Below are 15,832 nucleotides of genomic sequence, written 5' to 3'. Positions count from 1 at the left end.
CGATGCGATGACCACTCAAGGCAAAACCCACAACTGGGATCTTATCGAGCGCATGTTGCACGCCGTGCAGAACAGCGCAGGGCAGGCGTTCGTCCCGCGCCGCTGTGCCGAGGAACTGGCCGAGGCCCTGCAGCAGGCCGGCCAGCAGGTGCAGGACGTCGACGGGCTCAAGGCCCAGGCCGACCGCTACGAAGCCTCTCTGCTCGCTGCCGGCTTCATCGAAGCGCGCCCGGAGGGCGAGGGCGGCAATGGCGAAAACTTCGTTCTCACCCCGCGCGGTTCCCAGTTGCTGAGCATGATCGACAGCACCTTCCCCGGTGAGCAGCACCCGCGCGAGGTGCTCGACCAGTACGGGCTGGCAGCGCTGACTCCTGAAGTGTTCGATGGGCTGGGGCCGGAGGCGACGCGGGTCTGAACACGCGCAACCGTTGGGCCGGCTCATGGCAGCGGATGCCAGGAGCCGGCGACCGTGGTGGACAGGCCGTATCACTACCGCTATACCAACTGGCTACGGAGGCAACGGGTGGCCACTATGCGCATGATGGGCTGGGTGTTGGGATTGGTGCTCGTCGCATGCGAGGGTGTGGCTGAAGAGCTCAGGGTCGGTTTCGGTACTCACAAGCCACCTTATGTATTCGAAAGGCAGGGCAGGGGGCTCGAATACGACGTGGTCGTCGCTGCGGCGCGGGCCGCCGGCCTCACCATCAGGCCTTATTACTCGCCCATGGAGCGCCTGCAGCGGTCGTTCAGCCTGGGAGAGATCGATGCCATGACCACCACCAATGCCCAGGGCGGCGCGGCACCTTTCTATTCGCAGCCGTACATCTACTACCAGAACGTCGCCATGTCATTGGCGGCCCGCGACTACCGTATCGAGCGCATCAGTGACCTGCGCCACTATTCGGTTCATGCCTTTCAGCGCGCGCGCTTCCTGCTCGGCGACGAGTTTCGCAAGATGGCCGAGGGGAACCCGCGCTATCACGAGGAGGCCCAGCAGATCGCCCGTAACCGGCTGCTCTACAGCGGGCGCGCGGATGTGGTGATTGGCGACCGACGCATCCTGCGTTACTTCAACCGCGAGGTGTATGCCCAGGTGGATGTCGGCCAGCCCGTCATCGAGTACCGGCTCTTTCCTGCCACGGCCTACCACCTGGGGCTGCATGACGAGGCAATGCGCGACCGTTTCGACCAGGGGCTGGCAGCCATTCGCGCCAGCGGCGAATACGCCGAGATCGAGCGACGCTACGCGATGTATTGAGCCTGGCCGCGTCGTTCACTGGGCCAGCTCAGCGCTGTCTTCCTCTGCCTGGGCCGCCAGCAGCTCGGCTTCCATCGGCCGGGTCTCGACCCTGAAATCGGTGATTTCGATGGAGCCTTTACCTTCGCCCAGCAGATGAAAGGAAAACGCCTTGCGCGTATCGAGGTTGTCGAAGGCGAAGCTGAGCGCCACTGGCTGGCCTTCCTTGAGCAGGGGAATGTCCGGGATGTTGATCAGCACGTCGCGGTCGAACTCCTTGGTCTTCAGGTGCAGCGATGCGCCTGACTCGGCCATCTTCAGGGCGTTGATGCTCAGGGTCACGGTCGTCTGCGTGCCTTTCGGCAGCTCCAGGTACTGCGCGCCAATCAGGTTGTCGGCCCAGTCGTCGCCGGGCGTGCTACGCAGGCGAATACGCTGGTTGCTGGCGAACTGCAGCGATTGGTCGCCCTGGCCATCGCTGAGCGAAGCATCCAGCAATTGCGCGCGCTGACTCACCAGGCGCGCCGCCTTGCCGCTGACGTGGCCCAGGTAATCGGCGTGATCACTGATGAAGCCGTGGCTGGCATAGCGGCGGCAGACCTGCTGGAAATTGCATTCGATGAGTGTGCCGCGACCGTCGTGCTCACGCAGCAGGCCGTTGGTGTAGGAGATGATCTCGCGGCCCTGGGCATAGTCACGCAGCATCGAGCGACCGGCGATATCCGCAGGCAGTGGCAGGGCGAAATAGTCGAGCACCGAGGCGGTAAGATCGACGTGCCCGTACACGCCTTGCTTGAGCGATGGCAAGCGCGAGCGCTCCGGCGCGAGCATCAGGTTGAAGCCCCAGGCCGAGGCCAGGCGCACGTTCTCGATGCCGTGTGACTCATCTGAGGTGACGATCACCAGTGTGTCGTCGAGCACCCCGCGTTGCTCCAGGGCATCGAGGAAATCGGCAATCGCGTCGTCCAGGTAGGCGATCGCGGCCTGCTTGGCGGTGGGGTGACGGTCGAGGTAATCGACAGGGGCCGAATAGGGCTGGTGGGTACCGACGGTCAGCAGGGTCAGCATCCACGGCGCATTCCGCTCACGCAGGCCATCGAGATAGGACAGTGCCCCTTCGAAGTAGGAGCGATCATCCATGCCCCAGGCGAAGTCGAGGTAGGGCGTGTTGCGGAACCAGTCGCGGCCCAGCGTCTTCTCGAACCCCATGCGCGGCATGATCTGGTCCTTGGCCATGAAGCGCAGCCCGGCCCCCTGCAGGAAATGCGTGCTGAAACCCTGTTCACGCAATTGCGCTGGCAGGCACTGGGCGCTGCGCTCGGGGTTGGTCAGTAGTTCGAGGCCTTTCGGCGTCCCCGAAGCGAGCTTGTCGTAGTCACCACAGAGCATCGCGTAGAGTCCGCGAATGGTCTGGTGGCCGTGCAGCACGTAATCACTGGTCAGCATGCCGCGCTCGGCCCACCCGCTCAGGCGCGGCATGGGATCGGCCCGGTAGCTGCTGCCGATGGCCTGGCGACTGGCGGCGATATAGGCGCCGGGAATGCCCTCGAGGGTGATGATCAGTACGTTGCGCGCTTGCCCGGGTTCGCTCAGCAACGGCATACCGTCCATGTCCAGCCGGGTCAGGCCGGTGATGTCTGGCGGGCTGCCCGGCTGGCCCCTGGCGCTCCACTCCTCGATGCCGACGCGGGCGCTGCTGATGCCCTCTGCCAGCCACTTGTGCGGCAGGTTGAACTGCAACCACTGATCCGCTTCGCTGGGGCTGCGGTACTGATAGATAGCATGGGCCGCCAATAAGCCGAGCGGCAGGAGCAGCCAGGCGGGCGATGGTTTGCTGACGCGCCGTTTGCGGCCGATGGCCAGGAGCACGAAGAACGCCAGGGCAGCGGAGATCAGCCCGCCAGTCAGCCAGGGATGGGTGAGGCCGCCACCTTGGGTCGAGTGGCTGAGGAACTGTGCATCGGTCAGGTAGTGCAGGTCTGCCGGTTCCGGCATGCGGCCCACGGCACTGACCAGCTCGATGGTGCCGAGGTTGAGCGTCACCCAACCGATAATCAGCGGGATGCCCAGCAGCAGGCCGCGGCGCAAGACCAGCCACAGCAGCAGGCTGCCGACGGCCAGGTCCGAGAGATAGCCGAAGGGGTGCGACCAGCCCAAGGTGTAGCGACTGACAAGCGGAAGCACGATGAACAGGACAACCAGCGCCGCCGGGGCACTGACAGGCCGCTGCAGCCATGGGCTGGAAAAACGCACGTATATTCCTCAGGCAATTGCCGGTGATCGACATGCCCACTGGGCCCTGTCACATCGATTTACTGCGTGGCAATCGGAAACGACATCGGGTCGGTGAGGACCGACTGCGCGAAATGCAGGCTGACATCATTCTGAAACATGCGTGTGTTGACCGCTAGCGGTAAGCGTTCGAGGCGAGAGATAAGTCGTTCAAATCATTGCCCGGGCGGGCGAGGGGAAGGGTTGCCGACCTGGCGCCTGGCATGCAGGCGCTGCAGGTCGATACAAACCGCTGTCACTTCTTGGCGATGGTGATGTGGCGGCTAGCCGGGCCGTTGGTCTGGCCGCTCACGCCTTTGGCGATCTCCTGGATCTTGCCACCGGACTGGAGAAACGCCGCTATCTGGGCGTTGATCGATTCGCTGGTTTCGACAGCTGGGGCGGGTTTAGCTTTGCTCTGGGATGCTTTGACGCGCATGACGGCCATTTAACCTACTCGAGAAATCAAGATGGCCGCCTATCATACCACCGCGAGGCCCTTCGCTGTTCACTCATTGACCAATGGGCAGAAAATACCGCCGACCCCGACTGCGCGGCAGAGAATACGCCGGGCGAGTCGGGTAGACTGCGGCCCTGGAAATGAGAGTGGGCACCATGGCTGTTATCGGACGTATGAATTCCCTGCAGGTGGTCAAACACACCGACTTCGGTTTGTACCTGGACGGTGGGGCGGATGGCGAAATCCTGCTGCCCAAGCGTTACATCCCCAAGGAGACGCCGAGCGAGGTGGAGGACTGGCTCAACGTGTTCGTCTACCTGGACAGCGAAGACAAGTTGATCGCCACCACCGAGAAACCCAAGGTACAGGTCGGCGAATTCGCCAGCCTCAAGGTGGTCGATATCAACCGCGTCGGCCTGTTCCTCGACTGGGGGTTGCCCAAGGACTTGCTGCTGCCGCATTCCGAAGAGAAGCGCCCGCTGCAGATCGGCGATTACTGCGTCGTCCACGTGTTCGTCGACAAACGCAGCCGCCGTCTTACCGCGACCGCCCGCCTGGATCGCTACCTGGACAAGCTGCCAGCCACCTACCAGGTGGGTGAAAAGGTCGATCTGTTGGTGGTCGAGGCTACCGACATGGGTTTCAAGGCGATCATCAACGGCAAGCACTGGGGGCTGATCCACAAGAACGAAGTGATCGGTTTCATGCGTGCCGGCATCCGCCAGCCAGGCTTCATCAAGGAGATGCGCAGCGACGGCAAGATCAGCCTCAGCCTGCAGCCGATCGGCCAGCAGGCGGCAAACGGCCTCAGCGAGCAGATTCTCGATCGCCTGCGCGAAGGCGGCGGGGTTCTGGAACTCAGCGACAAGAGCTCGCCGGAACGTATCAGCGCCATGTTCCGGGTCAGTAAAGGAAACTTCAAGAAGGCCATTGGCGGCCTCTACAAGCAGGGGCTGATCCACATCCACGAAGACCGCATCGAACTGGTCGAGTGACCGCCCTGTGCCGTGACGGGTCAAAAAGCGCTTGAGCGGCGCGCTTCGCTTGCTGAATAATGCGCGTCACGCCGGTGTAGCTCAGTCGGTAGAGCAGCGCACTCGTAACGCGAAGGTCGTAGGTTCGATTCCTATCTCCGGCACCAGTCAAGAAACGCCATTGAAACCCGCATCAAGCGGGTTTTTCTGTTTCCGGGTCTCGCCCGAGTGGCCGGGTAACCCTGAGGTCCACGCTGCGCCTGTGGATTGCCTGTGGAACGGTTGCGGCAGTGGCCTGCCGGGCCGCGGGTGCGAAGAGTGCAGTGGGTTCCGGGGCAGTCCGGCACCATGCTTGCAGTGCGACGCTACATATGTCGATACAAAGCCAGGCCCTTCAGGCCGGTTGTTTTGACGAATTTTTTACATGTGCCATCGCCATAATCGCGTCGTTTTCAGCGGCTGCGAGGGCAGCCCCGTTTCGGTTGTCGATGAGTGAGGCGTACATGAAGTCTGCAATGAAGTACCTGGCGATCGGCGCTCTCGGTGTCATCGTCCTCAGCGGTTGTGATGCTGCGCAAGACGCGGCGAACAAGGCCGTCGAGGAGGCCAAGGAAAGTGCCACGCAAATTGCCAAGGATGCGTTCAGCGATTCGGCGAAGCAGCTCAGCGAGCAGATCGACGATGCTCAGGAGTCCACCCGGTCCTGGATCGATGGCGAGAGCGACGAGGATGAAAAGTCCACGGACGAAGCCGATGCAGCGCGGCGCGATGAGGCCTGAGCGCCGCAGATGATCGAGCGATGACGGCGATGCTCGCGCTGGATGGCCATGGGCGATTCGCTTCCGTCGTCTGCGGCGCCTTCGCGTGCAGGGACGTCACTACGTCACTACCGGGCCCATTGCGGGTCGGTGGTGAAGGCGATGGTCAGCCAGCGGTTGGGGCCTTCGTCGCCAATCGCTTCGCCGATGGCGTCGCGCAGCCGATCCCAGTCGTCCAGGGTCTGGGCTGGCCAGTCGGCAGGCACGATGAAGTACAGTTCGACCTGCAGTGCGCGGCCCACCTTGGCGACATAGGCCTCATAGCCGACGAAGCCCTGCTGGGCCACCACGCCGGAGGCTACCTCGTCGACGTGCATCTTCAGCGCTGGCGGCGTGACGAGCAGGATATCGGCCATTGCCTGGCGGATCGTCAGCAGTGGCATGGGCAGAATCACCAGGCAGATGATCGCCAGTACCGCCGGGTCGATGTAGGGGCCAAGCCAGCCATAGGTGGTCGAGGCGGTAACCTCGCCCAGCATGAAGGCGATCAACAATGCCAGCGAGATGCTCCCGGACATCACCCAGGCCTTGGCATCCAGGGCCACGAAGTCCGAGCGGATGAGTGTGTTGGCGCGGAACTCCAGGGCGGCCAGGCTGAAGCAGGCGATGGTTGCCACGAGCGCGTAGATGATCGCGAAGCCGAAGTCGAGGGGTTTGCCGCCTGCCAGCAGACTGCCGAGCGCATTGATCAGCGCATACAGCGTCACCCCGCACAGCAACGTGCCGTTGAGCGCCAGCACCATGGGCTCCAGGTGCCAGAAGCCCATATTGAAACGTTCGGCAAGGCGTCGGTTGGCGTCGCTGTTGGACGTGTGCTTGCGGATCAGCGTGGCGACGATCAGTGCCAGGCCACTCATGCTGGCATCGGCGAGCGAGTAGACGCCGTCGAAGACGATGGAGAAGGACCCCGACAAGAGACCAAAGAGGATACCGCCACCCGCCAGCAGCAGGGTGACGGCGATGGATAGGCGCAGGATGCCTTGTTCTGTTTTCATGATCGATTACCGGGTACAGGGGCGAACTGCCAGGCATGGCCCGGCATTTCGAGCAAACTCGAAAACGCTATCTTTCGGCTGGTCGGTGCTCTGGCAACGAGCGCCTGGAGCAGGGGGCGAGTCGTCTGACTACGGGTTCTGAAAGTCGGTTTCGCCCAGGCAGTGCGCAAGCCCGAGGGCGGAACTGGCCAGCTCGATGGATAGCCGCCAGCCAGTATAGGTTAGCGTCAATGCATGAAAAATTGGCGAAGTAGCAAGCCTTCTATGCGTTGGTGCAATGTCGGCGTACGTTGAAACGGGGGCGGGCAGTCTGATCCTGCGCTGTCACAGCCCCGTTTGCCTGACCAGCGCAGCGACCAGAATCCCAGCGGCAATCGCCGGCAGTGGCTTCTTGACCAGCAGCATGACGACTGCCGTACTCAACAGTGCCAGACGTGCGCCGTTGTCGCCCTCCAGCGCCAGGGGCGCCAGCAGTGCCACCAGTACCGAGCCCGACATGGCACTGATGAACTGCTGGGTTCTGAGGTTTATCGGCACGAACGACATGACGAAAATCCCGCCCCAGCGGGTGGCGAGCGTCACCACCGCCATCACGATGACGACGATCATGGCACCGGAACCCGTCGATTCGATCATCATGCTTTCTTCTCCATCCACAGGGCACCGAGCACGCCGCCCGCCAATGCGCCGACGACCACATGGCTGTTGCTGGGTAGATACCAGTAGGCCAGCAGCGAGGCGCCCGCAGCGATCGTCCAGATGATCAGGATCCGCAGGTCCTTCTTGCCGCCGACCACCATGGCCAGCAGAAAGCAGCCCATGACCATGTCCAGGCCGAAGCTCACGGGGTCGTCGATCGCACTGCCGAAGTAGATGCCCAACCAGGTGCCAAGCAGCCAGGCCAACCACAACGCTGTACCGCCGCCGAGCAGCAGCCCCAGTCCTGGCTTGCCAGCACCGAAGGCCTGCATGGACATGGCCCAGTTGGCATCGGAAGCGACCAGCATGACGCCGTAGCGCTTGGCTGGCGGCAGGTTGCTCAGCCAGGGGTACAGGGTTGCGCCCATCAGCAGGTGGCGGGCATTGATGGCGAACACCGTCAGTGCCAGCGGCACCAACGGTATGCGCGCGCCCCACAGATCCAGCGCGGCGAACTGTGACGCTCCGGCGAAGACCAGCGCGCTCATGGCGAGGCTGGTCTCGGTGCTCAACCCCGTCTGCGTGGCGGCCAGCCCGAAAGCCAGCCCGAACAGCACGACGAAGGCTGAAATAGGCAGGAATGCCTTGAATCCATGCCAGGCGATCGAGGCATCGATCGCTTCCAGGTTCTTATCGCTGCTGGACAACCCAGTGCTCCTTTTCTATGTATCCGTGGCGCTCGTGAACGGCGCTCCCTCTGCTATCCGGGCGTGCCGTTCAGGCAGACTGTCGGGCAGTCGGTGATGGAAGAGGGTTACCAAGCGTTCGCCAGCGGCGGGGTACGCGGTGGGATCTGGCGTTTCGAACCGGTCGCCTCGTAGGCGCAGGCCAGTCGCAGCAGCGCCGAGTCATCGTAGGCGCGGCCGGCGAAGGTCAGCCCCACGGGCATGCCGATATCCGCCATCACACCCATCGGCACGGTCACCGTGGGCACGCCGAGGTGGCGAATGGCGAGGTTGCCGTTGGCGACCCAGATGCCGTTACTCCAGGCGATATCGGCGGAAGCCGGGTTGATGTCGGCATCCGCTGGACCCACGTCAGCGACGGTAGGGAAGAGCACGGCGTCGAGCCCGAGCGTGTCCATCCACTGTTCGAGATCGATCTGCCGGGTCTTCTCCAGCCCGCGCAGGCCATCGGGCAGCGTGGCGATCTCGTGCCACGGGGTGATGCCGCGTTCGGCCATGCGCACGTACTCCTCCATCCCGGCGGCCAGACCGTCCTCGCGGTTGGGCAGGGTGCCTGGATCGTGGGGGAAAATCTGCGGCCCATCGACATCCGCCAAACGGTTCAATTTCGGATCGCCATTGGCACGCAGGAAGTCGTCGAAGGCCCAGGCTGACAGTTCCCAGAGTTCGTCATGCAGAAACTCTTTGGAAACCAGGCCACGGTTGAACACCGTCGAGGCGCCAGGGCGGTCGCCCTCGCAGTTGGAAACCAGCGGGAAGTCCACCTCGATCACTTCGGCACCGGCACTTTCCAGCGCCTTACGGGCGTTTTCCCACAGCGCGATCACCGAGGCACGGGTATTGATCCGCTGCCCGGTTGGCCCGCCGATGCCTGGCGACTCGCTGGTGCCTGCGTCCGGGTCGGCATTGATGAACATGCGTGGCACGCCGAAGCGTTTTCCGGCCAGTGCGTCCGCACCCACAGCCAGTGCCTGATAGCGGTCGGGTCTTACCGAGGAGGCGGCGGGGATCGGCACCCAGGGCTGCAGGCGCCACAGATCGCCACGGGGTTCGGGGTCATCGGCGACGACCACGTCCAGCACTTCGAGCAGATCCGCCATGCTCCGCGCGTAGGGCACCACCACGTCCATGGTCGGTGTCAGCGGCCAGTTGCCGCGCACCGAGATCACCCCCCGCGACGGCGTATAGGCGCACAGGCCGTTGTTGGAAGCCGGCCCGCGGCCGCTCGACCAGGTTTCCTCGGCCAGGCCGAAGGCGGCGAAGCTGGCGGCCGTCGCAGTGCCAGCCCCGTTCGAGGAGCCCGAGGCGAACGGTGCGGTCAGGTAGCTGGCGTTGTACGGGCTTTCGGCACGACCATAGACGCCACGCTGCATGCCGCCGTTGGCCATGGGTGGCATGTTGGTCTTGCCCAGGCAGATGGCGCCGGCAGCGCGCAGGCGTTCGACGGTGAAGGCATCGCGGTGAGCGAGCAGATCCTTGAAGGCCGGACTGCCCGAGGCGGCGGTCAGCCCCTTGACCAGGTAGCTGTCCTTGGCCGTGTAGGGGATGCCGTCGAGTGGGCCGAGCATCTCGCCACGGGCGCGGCGGGCGTCGGATGCCTCTGCCTCGAGCAGCGCGTCCGGGTTGCGCACCACCACGGCGTTCAGCGCGGTAGCCGTGTGCGGGCCGTCGTAGGCGTCGATCCTGGCCAGGTAGGCCTTGAGCAAGTCGACTGCCGTGGTGCGGCCTGCCTCGAGCGCGGCGCGCAATTGGGCGATGGACGCTTCTGTTACCTCGATCATGGTGTCACCACTGGTTGCTGACAGGTGGGCGTGCACCTGCATGGGAAGGAGGGCTCGAGCAAAAGCCGGCACGGCCGTCGATTCTAGTGCACTCGGGGCCGTCAGGGCGATTGAGTCGATGGCGATGCGGGCCCGGGCTGGATTGCGTGCGATGTTGTACATTGCCGTTTTCGATCTTCGGTGAGGCACCGCGATGGACAACCCGATCAAGCCCGTGAGCCTGGACAAGGCCTACCGACTGCTCAACCACGGCCCCACGGTGCTGGTGTCGGCCCGCCATGACGGCGTCGACGGCGTGATGGCCGCCGCCTGGGCCTGCGCCCTGGATTTCGATCCGCCCAAGCTGACCGTGGTACTGGACAAGATCACCGCCACCCGTGTGCTGGTCGAGCGCAGCGGCCAGTTGGTCATTCAGGTACCCACGGTCGCGCAACTGGAGCTGACCCATCAGGTGGGCTCGCGCAGCCTCAACGACGAGCCCGGCAAGCTGGCCAATGCCGGCGTGCAACTGTTCGCTCTGGGCGATGAGGATCTGCCTTTCGTCGCAGGCTGCTCGGCGTGGCTCGCCTGTCGCCTGATCGTCGAGCCGCACAACCAGCAGACTTACGACCTGTTCATCGCCGAAGTGACCGAAGCCTGGGCCGATTCGCGGGTGTTTCGCGACGGCCGCTGGCACTTCGAGGACGCCGATCCCGCCTGGCGCAGCATCCATCACGTAGCCGGCGGTCACTTTTATGGGATCGGCGAGGCGCTGAGCCACAAATGATCCGCGCTGCGTGCTGTCTCAGCCAAACGTGGCGAGAAGACGCCATTACCTGGCGCCTGAACGGCTATCGGAGTTCGCGATGAAATCACTGATCGGTTTTACCCTGATGCTGGCTGTGCTGACCGCCACCGACGCATCCGCCGACGAGCGCGCGCCGCAGACCATCCGCGTGATTTCCAAGGCTTACGTCAGCCCGGGCGCCAGCGGCAGCGTCGACACTTACGAGCGTCAGGAGCGGTACAACCTTTATGGCGGTCAGCGCATACCGCAAGGCATCGATTCAAACCGTTATGAAAGTGGCCAGCGCAGTTCGACCATTGAAACCCGGGGCGGGATTCGCCAGCGTATCGAATACCCGAACGGCCAGGAGGTTCAGCGCTATCCGGGGCAGGACAGTCAGCAGTACCAGCAGCGCCGCTGAGCAGCGGCCGTTAGGCTCTGTCCGAAAAGTACCTGCGCTCGGTGATGCTTCGTTAAAGATCGGCTGGAATGCCAGCCCAGCCAAAATGCTCATTTACAGCTCGTAAACTCGAATGCGAGCCCAGTCCGTTCCTCACCGATTTTTGCCTCGCCTGACCTTCGCTCGGAGACTGTTCAGACAGAACCTAGACTTTGGTCTAAAAGGCGGGGAGGTTCGACTAAGGTCGTCTGTCGCAAGCTGAAGGCTGACATACAGTTATTCACACCAGCATCCTGCTGTGGAGGATAACAATAATATGAACGACAGCATTTATCGGCGGATCGAGCAGAGTCCGCACTTCAAGGAGCTAGTAGCCAAGCGCGAGCGATTCGCCTGGATACTTTCCGCCATCATGCTCGGCATCTATGTCGGCTTCATTCTGCTCATTGCCTTCGTGCCCACCTGGCTTGGAACCCGCATCACCGACGGCTCACCGATCACTTGGGGGATTCCCGTAGGAGTCGGGGTGATCCTCTCGGCCTTCGTGCTGACCGGTATCTACGTGCGCCGTGCCAACAGCGAATTCGACAACCTGAACCAGGTCATCCTGGATGAGGTGGGCAAATGATCAGTCGTATCCTCTGCACGCTGGCCCTGATGGCCATGGCCCCCAGCTTGTGGGCCGATGCTCTGACCGGCGACGTACAGCGCCAGGCGGTCAATACGCCCGCCATCCTGATGTTCCTGGTCTTCGTCGGTGGCACGTTGTGCATCACCTACTGGGCCTCCAAGCGCAGCAAGTCGACCGCTGATTTCTATACCGCAGGGGGCGGTATCACGGGCTTCCAGAACGGTCTGGCAATCGCCGGTGATTACATGTCGGCGGCTTCCTTCCTGGGGATTTCCGCACTGGTCTTCACCTCGGGCTACGACGGCCTTATCTACTCCATCGGCTTCCTGGTCGGCTGGCCGGTGATCCTCTTCCTGATCGCCGAGCGCCTGCGCAACCTGGGCAAATACACGTTTGCCGACGTGGCTTCCTACCGTCTCAAGCAGAAGGAAATCCGCACCCTGTCGGCCAGCGGCTCGCTGGTGGTGGTGGCCTTCTACCTGATCGCGCAGATGGTCGGCGCCGGCAAGCTGATCGAGCTGCTGTTCGGCCTCCAGTACCATGTAGCGGTGGTGCTGGTCGGCATCCTGATGGTGATGTATGTGCTGTTCGGCGGCATGCTCGCCACCACCTGGGTGCAGATCATCAAGGCCGTGCTGCTGCTCTCCGGTGCCTCGTTCATGGCGTTCATGGTGATGAAGCACGTTGGCTTCAACTTCAATACCCTGTTCACCGAAGCCATCAAGGTTCACGCCAATGGTGAAGCCATCATGAGCCCCGGCGGCCTGGTCAAGGATCCGATTTCGGCGATTTCCCTGGGCCTGGCGCTGATGTTCGGTACTGCGGGCCTGCCGCATATCCTCATGCGCTTCTTCACCGTCGGTGACGCCAAGGAAGCCCGCAAGTCGGTGTTCTATGCCACCGGCTTCATCGGCTACTTCTATATTCTGACCTTCATCATCGGTTTTGGCGCGATCCTGCTGGTCAGCACCAACCCGGTCTTCAAGGATGCCGCTGGCGCATTGCTGGGCGGTAACAATATGGCGGCGGTGCACCTGGCTAACGCCGTGGGCGGCAGCATCTTCCTGGGCTTCATCTCGGCCGTCGCGTTCGCCACCATCCTCGCGGTGGTGGCGGGGCTGACCCTGGCGGGTGCCTCGGCGGTGTCCCACGACCTGTACGCCAGCGTGATCAAGAAGGGCAACGTCAACGAGAAGGATGAGCTGCGCGTATCGAAGATCACCACCGTGTGCCTGGGGGTACTGGCCATTGGACTGGGGATTCTCTTCGAGAAGCAGAACATCGCCTTCATGGTGGGCCTGGCGTTCTCCATCGCGGCGAGCTGCAATTTCCCGGTGCTGTTCCTCAGCATGTACTGGAAGAACCTGACCACCCGGGGCGCCATGATCGGCGGCTGGCTGGGCCTGATCACCGCGGTGGTGCTGATGGTGCTCGGTCCGACCATCTGGGTCACGGTACTGGGCCACGAGAAGGCGATCTTCCCATACGAGTACCCGGCACTGTTCTCCATCATCGTGGCTTTCCTCGGTATCTGGTTCTTCTCCACCACCGACAAGTCCGAATCGGCAGCGGAAGAGCGCGCGCTGTTCCTGCCGCAGTTCGTTCGCTCGCACACCGGTCTGGGCGCCAGCGGCGCATCGGCTCACTGATCGAACTGGTTGCAGGGAAAAGGGCGGCCTGCGGGCCGCCCTTTGTTTTTTCGATCCCGTAACCTGGGCGGTTCCACCCCAGCTCTCCGCATTGCTGGCGCGCGTCACGGGTGCTCTGCCCGGCGCTTATCAGCCGGCAGCGATGAGGCTCGGCACGCTGGCAGCTTCAGCGCACCATGGCGTCCAGCGTCTTGGTCCGCCGGTAGCGAGCCAGGCGTTCGGCCAGCGCCGATGGCAGCTCTTCGACGCAAGGCCGGAAACCCTGCTGGGCATAGAGGGGTTGCAGGTCAGGGCGACAGAACAGCCAGGTAGGCGTGGCTGTTCCACTCAGGGCGGCAGCGATCAGGGCACTGGCCAGGCCCCGTTGGCGCAGGGCTGGCGCCACCAACAGGCTGGTCAGCCACTGGCCATGGGCTGTCGCTTGCAGGCAGAGGGCAGCAACGATATCGGTGTCCCTGGCGACCCAGACGCGATGATCGCTACGGGTACGCATGGCGGAGCGGTGGCTGGAGTAGAACTTGTCCGCCAGCGGACGCAGGTGATCGGGCAGCAGGCAAAACACGGGCATGGCAGTCGGCAAGCGCTGATGGGCCTGCCAGTCTAGTGGGCAGGCGCCGGTGAAACCAGCGCCTTGCGCCCGATCAGGCTCTCGGTTGCAGGTGCCGCTGCGCACTGATTTCCGGTAAGTCCTCGCGGCGCAGGTAGAGACGCAATGCTTCGCCAATGTTCAGGCGTTCGTCGATATGCAGCCCGACCAGCAGGTCCAGGCGGTCGCGTTTCAGGGTCATCACATCGGGCACTGTGCCGACCGCCCAGACGTACTCGCAGGTCGGTGTGATGCTGTCTTCGGCGATGTCGAGGCCGAAGGCGTCTTCGCTGAAACGCACGATGTGCTGGCCGGTCTTGACGTTGAAGCCGACGAACCCTTGCAACTGGTCGGCGGCGGCGCAAATGTCGGCGGACGTGATCGCCATGGTGAACCCTCATGCATACGGAGTGGATCACCGCAGGCTACGGGCTGGAAAAGCAGCGGTCTTGCCGCAGATCAACGAATGGTAGTGCCAGGGCCGGGCTCAGTGGATGCCTTGTCGCAGGCGTTCGGCGGCACGAGTGGCGCCCATGCGTTCTGCCGCAGCCAGTGCCGTGATGCCGCTGGCATCCCGGCTGGTCGGGTCGGCAACGTGGCGCAGCAACAGTTCGATCACCTCCAGCTTGTCGAACATCGCGGCCATCATCAGCGCGGTCTTGCCGTCGGCGCTGGCGCTTTCCACGTCGGCGCCGCCTTCCAGGAGGAGCTGCAGCATGTCCAGGTCACCCTTGAAGGCCGCACCGGCCAGTGGTGTCTGGCCGTTGTTGTTGCGCAGCTGTGGGTCAGCCTGGTGAGCGAGCAACACACGCACCGTTTGCAGATGGCCGTGGTAGCTGGCCAGCATCAGCAGGTTGTCGCCCTTGTGATTCTGCAGGTTGGCGGGCAGGCCGCGCTGCAGCAGGCCATTGAGGGCCTCGGCATTACCCTGGCGGGCGAGGTCGAAGACCTTCTCGGCGAACGCCAGGGTATCGTCATTGGTTATGGGGGAGGTCTGCTCGCTCATCGTGGATCTCGCTCAGGTGGCTCGACGGTTGGGGGAGCATAGAGGCGAAGGCCGCCGCCGTGTCATTGAGTCTGTCGATCAGCCTGATGCACTCAGCCTTCGGGGTCGATGTCGCGCGTTGGGCGGACATCGCGAATCGAGTTGGACACCCGGTAGTCGGGGGCTTGCAATGCGTGACGGATCTTTTCGTAATCGTCGTAGGGCAGGCCACTACGGCTGAGCATCTCCAGGGCGAACTGCTTGACCTCGGCGTCCGTGTAAGGTCGTTCGGCGGCTGCTTGCGGGGCGGCGCAGCCAGTCAGAAACAGGGCGAAAAGCGTGAGCGGAAGGAACAGGGAGCGTTGCATGCAGAACACCCGTGAGCGAGGTCGTTTGGATGAGCCACAGGTTAGTCACTGGCCGCTGCAGGCAGAAATCATTCGCTTCGATAGTGCCTATCGCCGCTTCCGTTCTCGGCGGCGGGCAGGTTCAGGCGCCTGGCCAGATCAAGGGCAGCACCTGATGGCGCAGAAGTGGCGCCAGGTCATCCGTCCGTGGCTCGCAGGCGTTCAGCCAGCGTAGCTCTTCCAGCTCGGCAGCGGGCTGCACCGGGTGTGGGAGCGGCGCCCTGAACAGATCGGCCTCGATCCGGGTATTCGCTTCGTTCGCAGCGGCCGCGCTGAAATGGCCCAGCGCGGTGAACGCCGATTCGGGCAGTTGCAGGCCCAGTTCTTCGTGAAGTTCGCGCAGCAGCGTCTGCATCGGTGTTTCACCCTTGTCGCTTTTGCCACCTGGCAGCATGAACATGCCGGTACCGCGCTTGCGTACCAGCAACAGCCGGCCCGCCGCATCGAAGAGGAGGGCTGCGGCGATGTGCAGGGTGTTCGCTTTCAT

General features: G+C 63.3%; 19 protein-coding genes and 1 tRNA gene. 9 read left to right on the top strand and 11 right to left on the bottom strand.

Features of this window, described 5'->3' with window-relative positions:
• Positions 1-7 precede the first annotated feature (7 nt).
• Both BLR94_RS01580 and BLR94_RS01575 read left to right on the top strand, forming a co-directional pair.
• Positions 8-415 carry a PTS sugar transporter subunit IIB gene (locus tag BLR94_RS01580; RefSeq protein WP_084305616.1) on the top strand — a complete coding sequence of 136 codons (408 nt, stop codon included), beginning with the start codon at positions 8-10 and terminating at the stop codon, positions 413-415.
• A gap of 117 nt (positions 416-532) precedes the next feature.
• Positions 533-1,258, top strand: a complete 726-nt coding sequence (locus BLR94_RS01575) for a substrate-binding periplasmic protein (RefSeq protein WP_244158048.1) — start codon at positions 533-535, stop codon at positions 1,256-1,258.
• A gap of 15 nt (positions 1,259-1,273) precedes the next feature.
• Here the strand turns inward: BLR94_RS01575 and BLR94_RS01570 are convergent, their stop codons facing one another.
• Both BLR94_RS01570 and BLR94_RS01565 read right to left on the bottom strand, forming a co-directional pair.
• The gene (locus BLR94_RS01570) at positions 1,274-3,490 is read right to left on the bottom strand and encodes an LTA synthase family protein (protein WP_090423639.1); all 2,217 of its coding nucleotides are present in this window, start codon (positions 3,488-3,490) and stop codon (positions 1,274-1,276) included.
• A 274-nt stretch (positions 3,491-3,764) separates the two neighbouring features.
• Positions 3,765-3,956, bottom strand: a complete 192-nt coding sequence (locus tag BLR94_RS01565; protein ID WP_175154230.1) for a hypothetical protein — start codon at positions 3,954-3,956, stop codon at positions 3,765-3,767.
• Positions 3,957-4,123: 167 nt separating this feature from the next.
• Between BLR94_RS01565 and BLR94_RS01560 the strand changes: the two genes are divergently transcribed.
• From BLR94_RS01560 to BLR94_RS01550, 3 genes are all read left to right on the top strand, one after another.
• Entirely contained in the window at positions 4,124-4,963 is an 840-nt protein-coding gene (locus tag BLR94_RS01560) for a CvfB family protein (RefSeq protein WP_084305613.1), read from the top strand.
• A gap of 70 nt (positions 4,964-5,033) precedes the next feature.
• Positions 5,034-5,109, top strand: a tRNA-Thr gene (locus BLR94_RS01555).
• A gap of 348 nt (positions 5,110-5,457) precedes the next feature.
• A complete protein-coding gene (locus BLR94_RS01550) occupies positions 5,458-5,721 on the top strand; it encodes a hypothetical protein (protein WP_084305611.1) in 264 nt (87 codons plus the stop codon).
• A 107-nt stretch (positions 5,722-5,828) separates the two neighbouring features.
• Here BLR94_RS01550 and BLR94_RS01545 read toward each other — a convergent pair whose 3' ends face one another.
• The 4 genes from BLR94_RS01545 to BLR94_RS01530 form a co-directional block, all read right to left on the bottom strand.
• Positions 5,829-6,755 carry a cation diffusion facilitator family transporter gene (locus tag BLR94_RS01545; protein WP_084305609.1) on the bottom strand — a complete coding sequence of 309 codons (927 nt, stop codon included), beginning with the start codon at positions 6,753-6,755 and terminating at the stop codon, positions 5,829-5,831.
• Between the two features lie 324 nt (positions 6,756-7,079).
• Positions 7,080-7,394: an AzlD family protein gene (locus tag BLR94_RS01540; RefSeq protein ID WP_084305607.1), complete on the bottom strand. Its 315-nt coding sequence runs from the start codon at positions 7,392-7,394 to the stop codon at positions 7,080-7,082.
• On the bottom strand, positions 7,391-8,101 hold the full coding sequence (locus BLR94_RS01535; RefSeq protein WP_084305605.1) for an AzlC family ABC transporter permease: 711 nt from the start codon (positions 8,099-8,101) through the stop codon (positions 7,391-7,393). The genes BLR94_RS01540 and BLR94_RS01535 overlap by 4 nt, the downstream gene beginning before the upstream one ends.
• A 107-nt stretch (positions 8,102-8,208) precedes the next feature.
• Positions 8,209-9,921 carry an amidase gene (locus tag BLR94_RS01530; RefSeq protein WP_084305802.1) on the bottom strand — a complete coding sequence of 571 codons (1,713 nt, stop codon included), beginning with the start codon at positions 9,919-9,921 and terminating at the stop codon, positions 8,209-8,211.
• Positions 9,922-10,114: 193 nt separating this feature from the next.
• Here BLR94_RS01530 and BLR94_RS01525 point away from each other — a divergent pair, with 193 nt between their 5' ends.
• The 4 genes from BLR94_RS01525 (at position 10,115) to BLR94_RS01510 (ending at position 13,367) form a co-directional block, all read left to right on the top strand.
• Positions 10,115-10,687, top strand: a complete 573-nt coding sequence (locus tag BLR94_RS01525; RefSeq protein ID WP_084305603.1) for a flavin reductase family protein — start codon at positions 10,115-10,117, stop codon at positions 10,685-10,687.
• 79 nt (positions 10,688-10,766) lie between these two features.
• Positions 10,767-11,108 (top strand): hypothetical protein, encoded by a 342-nt coding sequence (locus BLR94_RS01520; RefSeq protein WP_084305601.1) that lies wholly within the window; start codon positions 10,767-10,769, stop codon positions 11,106-11,108.
• A 295-nt stretch (positions 11,109-11,403) separates the two neighbouring features.
• Positions 11,404-11,715, top strand: coding sequence for a DUF485 domain-containing protein (locus tag BLR94_RS01515; RefSeq protein ID WP_084305599.1), 312 nt, complete (start codon positions 11,404-11,406; stop codon positions 11,713-11,715).
• The gene (locus tag BLR94_RS01510; RefSeq protein ID WP_084305598.1) at positions 11,712-13,367 is read left to right on the top strand and encodes a cation acetate symporter; all 1,656 of its coding nucleotides are present in this window, start codon (positions 11,712-11,714) and stop codon (positions 13,365-13,367) included. The genes BLR94_RS01515 and BLR94_RS01510 overlap by 4 nt, the downstream gene beginning before the upstream one ends.
• A gap of 166 nt (positions 13,368-13,533) precedes the next feature.
• Here BLR94_RS01510 and BLR94_RS01505 read toward each other — a convergent pair whose 3' ends face one another.
• From BLR94_RS01505 to BLR94_RS01485, 5 genes are all read right to left on the bottom strand, one after another.
• On the bottom strand, positions 13,534-13,935 hold the full coding sequence (locus tag BLR94_RS01505) for a GNAT family N-acetyltransferase (RefSeq protein ID WP_084305800.1): 402 nt from the start codon (positions 13,933-13,935) through the stop codon (positions 13,534-13,536).
• Positions 13,936-14,008: 73 nt separating this feature from the next.
• Positions 14,009-14,341, bottom strand: coding sequence for a DUF2025 family protein (locus BLR94_RS01500; protein WP_084305596.1), 333 nt, complete (start codon positions 14,339-14,341; stop codon positions 14,009-14,011).
• A 99-nt stretch (positions 14,342-14,440) separates the two neighbouring features.
• On the bottom strand, positions 14,441-14,959 hold the full coding sequence (locus BLR94_RS01495; protein ID WP_084305594.1) for an ankyrin repeat domain-containing protein: 519 nt from the start codon (positions 14,957-14,959) through the stop codon (positions 14,441-14,443).
• 92 nt (positions 14,960-15,051) lie between these two features.
• Positions 15,052-15,306: a hypothetical protein gene (locus BLR94_RS01490; RefSeq protein WP_084305592.1), complete on the bottom strand. Its 255-nt coding sequence runs from the start codon at positions 15,304-15,306 to the stop codon at positions 15,052-15,054.
• A 121-nt stretch (positions 15,307-15,427) separates the two neighbouring features.
• A complete protein-coding gene (locus tag BLR94_RS01485; RefSeq protein WP_084305590.1) occupies positions 15,428-15,832 on the bottom strand; it encodes an NUDIX hydrolase in 405 nt (134 codons plus the stop codon).

It is taken from the genome of Phytopseudomonas flavescens (genome assembly GCF_900100535.1).
Classification (GTDB): domain Bacteria; phylum Pseudomonadota; class Gammaproteobacteria; order Pseudomonadales; family Pseudomonadaceae; genus Aquipseudomonas; species Aquipseudomonas flavescens.
The sequence above is the reverse complement of the archived record's forward strand: the minus strand, read 5'-3'. Positions and strand labels throughout refer to the sequence as shown.

Bases quoted from the DNA above. Each gene is read 5' to 3' on its own strand.
- BLR94_RS01560 (WP_084305613.1), top strand. From the start codon at position 4,124: ATGGCTGTTATCGGACGTATGAATTCCCTGCAGGTGGTCAAACACACC.
- BLR94_RS01550 (WP_084305611.1), top strand. From the start codon at position 5,458: ATGAAGTACCTGGCGATCGGCGCTCTCGGTGTCATCGTCCTCAGCGGT.
- BLR94_RS01500 (WP_084305596.1), bottom strand. From the start codon at position 14,341: ATGGCGATCACGTCCGCCGACATTTGCGCCGCCGCCGACCAGTTGCAA.
- BLR94_RS01525 (WP_084305603.1), top strand. From the start codon at position 10,115: ATGGACAACCCGATCAAGCCCGTGAGCCTGGACAAGGCCTACCGACTG.
- BLR94_RS01540 (WP_084305607.1), bottom strand. From the start codon at position 7,394: ATGATGATCGAATCGACGGGTTCCGGTGCCATGATCGTCGTCATCGTG.
- BLR94_RS01485 (WP_084305590.1), bottom strand. From the start codon at position 15,832: ATGAAAGCGAACACCCTGCACATCGCCGCAGCCCTCCTCTTCGATGCG.
- BLR94_RS01515 (WP_084305599.1), top strand. From the start codon at position 11,404: ATGAACGACAGCATTTATCGGCGGATCGAGCAGAGTCCGCACTTCAAG.
- BLR94_RS01505 (WP_084305800.1), bottom strand. From the start codon at position 13,935: ATGCCCGTGTTTTGCCTGCTGCCCGATCACCTGCGTCCGCTGGCGGAC.
- BLR94_RS01520 (WP_084305601.1), top strand. From the start codon at position 10,767: ATGAAATCACTGATCGGTTTTACCCTGATGCTGGCTGTGCTGACCGCC.
- BLR94_RS01580 (WP_084305616.1), top strand. From the start codon at position 8: ATGACCACTCAAGGCAAAACCCACAACTGGGATCTTATCGAGCGCATG.
- BLR94_RS01575 (WP_244158048.1), top strand. From the start codon at position 533: ATGCGCATGATGGGCTGGGTGTTGGGATTGGTGCTCGTCGCATGCGAG.
- BLR94_RS01490 (WP_084305592.1), bottom strand. From the start codon at position 15,306: ATGCAACGCTCCCTGTTCCTTCCGCTCACGCTTTTCGCCCTGTTTCTG.
- BLR94_RS01495 (WP_084305594.1), bottom strand. From the start codon at position 14,959: ATGAGCGAGCAGACCTCCCCCATAACCAATGACGATACCCTGGCGTTC.
- BLR94_RS01565 (WP_175154230.1), bottom strand. From the start codon at position 3,956: ATGGCCGTCATGCGCGTCAAAGCATCCCAGAGCAAAGCTAAACCCGCC.
- BLR94_RS01530 (WP_084305802.1), bottom strand. From the start codon at position 9,921: ATGATCGAGGTAACAGAAGCGTCCATCGCCCAATTGCGCGCCGCGCTC.
- BLR94_RS01510 (WP_084305598.1), top strand. From the start codon at position 11,712: ATGATCAGTCGTATCCTCTGCACGCTGGCCCTGATGGCCATGGCCCCC.
- BLR94_RS01545 (WP_084305609.1), bottom strand. From the start codon at position 6,755: ATGAAAACAGAACAAGGCATCCTGCGCCTATCCATCGCCGTCACCCTG.